The organism is Methylobacterium sp. WL18 (genome assembly GCF_008040015.1).
Taxonomy (GTDB): domain Bacteria; phylum Pseudomonadota; class Alphaproteobacteria; order Rhizobiales; family Beijerinckiaceae; genus Methylobacterium; species Methylobacterium mesophilicum.
Genome location: NZ_VRVD01000575.1, coordinates 1 through 2,977 on the forward strand (window position 1 = coordinate 1; position 2,977 = coordinate 2,977).

Genomic DNA, 2,977 nt, shown 5'->3' on the forward strand with positions numbered 1-2,977 from the left:
CCGGTGCCGAGGCGGCCGGGCGGGCGGGAGGCTCGGCGGAGGCGAACAGGTCGGACATCGCCGCATGAAGACCGGGTCGATGCACAGCGGCAAGATTTTTCGTTTCCCGCGCGTGCCGGATATCCCCAGGGATCGGCCCGGGCGTCTCAGACACCCGGCTCGCCCACACCGATCAGGCGGCGAGCCTTCGGGCAAACGCGCGAGATCACCACACGTTGCACGCCGCCCGGGATGTATCACGAAGCTCAGGGCCCTTGCTCGAGCCAGCCGAATCGGCCGAGATCTACGCTGATCTTGGATGGGGTCTGAAGATGAGGGCCAAAGCATCCGCCAGGAAGCGATCGACGAGCGACGATGTTTCGAACATCGGCGCTTGCGGATGGGCCGAGCTGTCATCGCTCTGGGACAAGATCGGTGGCCAACCCCGAAAACGGATCGCGGGCTGGTCCAGCGGGAAGGCGTTCGAACATCTCATCCTGAGGGCTTTCCAGCTGAGCGGCGCCGAGATCATCTGGCCTTATGCGGTCAACCTGCACGGCGCGGTCGTGGAGCAGATTGACGGGATGGTGCTGCTCGACGGTATCGCGTGCATGGTGGAGGCCAAGGATCAGCAGGCCAACGTGAATGTCGAGCCGCTGGCGAAATTGAGAAACCAGCTGTTGCGTCGGCCCGCCGGCGTCATCGGGTGCGTGTTCAGCAGCAGCGGCTTTACCGATCCCGCCGTCACGCTCGCGCACGATATGGCTCCGCATGCCATCCTCTTATGGCAGGGACCGGAGATCGGCTTCCTGCTGGAACGGCAGGATTTCGCGGATGCCCTACGGCGAAAGTATCGCGTCCTGATGCAGCACGGAAAGCCCGATTTCGATCCGCGGGCGGGAGTTCTGTGATGGCCTCGTATATCGTGACGGAAGGGCCGGCCGACGCGATCGTCCTGCGTGCCTTGCTCCACGAAGCCGGTCGCGAAGACATCCGTGTGCTGGAGGGCGGCGGCAAGTCGTCCGCCGTATCGCTGGGAACATCGCTCGCCTTGAGCGACGACAACCGTGTCGCCATCGTCGTCGACGCGGATACGACCGATCCCGACAAGGTTTCGGAGCAGCAGGATATTTTTCAGGATCTTCAGAGGGATACGTCGGGTGACGAAGCCTGTCGGCTCTTCGTTGCCGTGCCCACCCTTGAGGAGGATTTATTCAAGGATGTGGAGCACTTTTCATCCGTCTTCAATTTGAGGCTTGGCGGCGAGCGCGTTGAGAACGATCGGCAGGACTGGAGAAGCGCCCTAAGGATGCTGCTGCCGAAGCCGCATGCGCGACGCTCGGAGCAGGAGGCCATACCGAAACTCAGGACGGATGCGGCGGGACAGGTCATCGGCCATAGATTGATCAAGGAACTGATCGCGTTCCTCCCGACGCCCACGACGCGTCGCGTTCCAGAGGCCGATCCGCTTCGCTGACCCACCCCGGGATGGCGACCCGGGGGGCGCCGGGCAACAGGCGCCGCACGCTCCCGGATCGCATCGCTGAACGTGCGGCCGGATCCTCCGTCCGGCTCAGCCCCCGAACACCGAGGTCATGATCTCGCCGTTGCGGTTGATCACCACCTCCCAGGAATTGAGGGTGTTGCGGGTGACCCGGTCCAGGTCCTTGGTGGTCGGCACCGGCACGCCGTTGACCGCCACGATGATGTCGCCCTTCTGCAGCCCGAGCCGGCTGGCGATGGAGGTCTCGTCCACCGCCTGCACGGCCACGCCCTCGGCCGGGAAGTCGACCTGCAGCTCCTCCGCCACCGCCGGCGAGGTGTTGACCAGGCTCGCGCCCTGGAACGGCGAGCGGGTCTTCACCTTCAGCACGTCGCGCGGGCGCGTCTCCGGGGCGGGGGCGAGCTTGACCGCGACCGTCTGGCGGGCCGTGCCGCGCAGGATCCCGAAGCGGGTCTGGCCCTGGACGCCCTTGAGGGCGAAGCGGTAGCCGAACGCCTCCGGGTCGGCGACCTCCTGGCCGTCGATGGTCAGGATCAGGTCGCCGCGCTTCAGGCCGGCCTCGTCCGCGGGGCTCTTGGGCTGCAGGCTCGCCACCAGGACGCCGGTCGGATGGTCGAGGCCCATGCTGTCGGCGATGTCGGGGGTCACGCTCTGGATGCGCGCGCCGAGCCAGGGCCGGCGCACCACGCTCGCCCCGTCGCGGGCCGCGTCGACCACCGCCTTGACCATGCCGACGGGGATCGCGAAGCCGATGCCGTGGCTGCCGCCGGATTGCGAGTAGATCGCCGTGTTGATGCCGACCAGCTGGCCGCGCAGGTCGACCAGGGCCCCGCCCGAATTGCCCGGATTGATCGCGGCGTCGGTCTGGATGAAGTACTGGTAGTCCGCCGAGCCGACCTGGGTCCGCGCCAGCGCCGACACGATGCCCTGCGTCACGGTCTGGCCGACCCCGAACGGGTTGCCGATCGCCATCACGAAGTCGCCGACCTCCAGGGCGTCGGCATCGCCGAACGGCATCGGCACCAGCCCCTTCGGGGCCTCCTTGAGCTTGAGCACCGCGAGGTCGGTGCGGGTGTCGCGCATCACGATCGTCGCCTCGAACTCCCGGCGGTCCGACAGCGCGATGCGGACCTCGTTCATGTTGTCGATGACGTGGTTGTTGGTGATCACGAGGCCGTCGGCATCGACCAGGACGCCGGAGCCGAGCGACCGCTGGGCCCGGTCGCCCCGGGGGCCGCGGCCGCCCTCCGGCTCGCCGAAGAAGCGGCGCATGAACTCGTCCATGGCGCTGGCGCGCGCGGTGGAGCGCTTCTCGACATGGGAGGCGTAGACGTTGACCACCGAGGGCGCGGCCCGCTTCACCACCGGGGCGAAGGACAGCTGGACGTCGCTCCGGCTGAGGGGCACCGCCTTGGCCGTCCCCTCCTTGGGGGCGGCGGGAGCCTCCGTGCGGGCCATCTGCGCCCCGGCGGGGCCGGCGGCCAGCAGGGTCGC

Annotated in this window: 3 protein-coding genes; 2 read left to right on the plus strand and 1 reads right to left on the minus strand. The window is 67.8% G+C overall.

Annotation, left to right across the window (positions count from 1 at the left end; translation table 11 throughout):
- The first annotated feature begins 254 nt into the window (after positions 1-254).
- A complete protein-coding gene (locus tag FV228_RS25195) occupies positions 255-890 on the plus strand; it encodes a restriction endonuclease (protein WP_210247820.1) in 636 nt (211 codons plus the stop codon).
- The gene (locus tag FV228_RS25200; protein ID WP_147857050.1) at positions 890-1,456 is read left to right on the plus strand and encodes a hypothetical protein; all 567 of its coding nucleotides are present in this window, start codon (positions 890-892) and stop codon (positions 1,454-1,456) included. Before FV228_RS25195 ends, FV228_RS25200 begins: the two co-directional genes overlap by 1 nt.
- 96 nt (positions 1,457-1,552) lie before the next feature.
- Here the strand turns inward: FV228_RS25200 and FV228_RS25205 are convergent.
- Positions 1,553-2,977, minus strand: a 1,425-nt coding sequence (locus FV228_RS25205) for a Do family serine endopeptidase (RefSeq protein ID WP_147857051.1), incomplete at its 5' end; no start/stop codon positions are given.

Excerpts from the sequence above, each read along its gene's own strand:
- FV228_RS25200 (WP_147857050.1), top strand. The coding sequence starts at position 890 with ATGGCCTCGTATATCGTGACGGAAGGGCCGGCCGACGCGATCGTCCTG.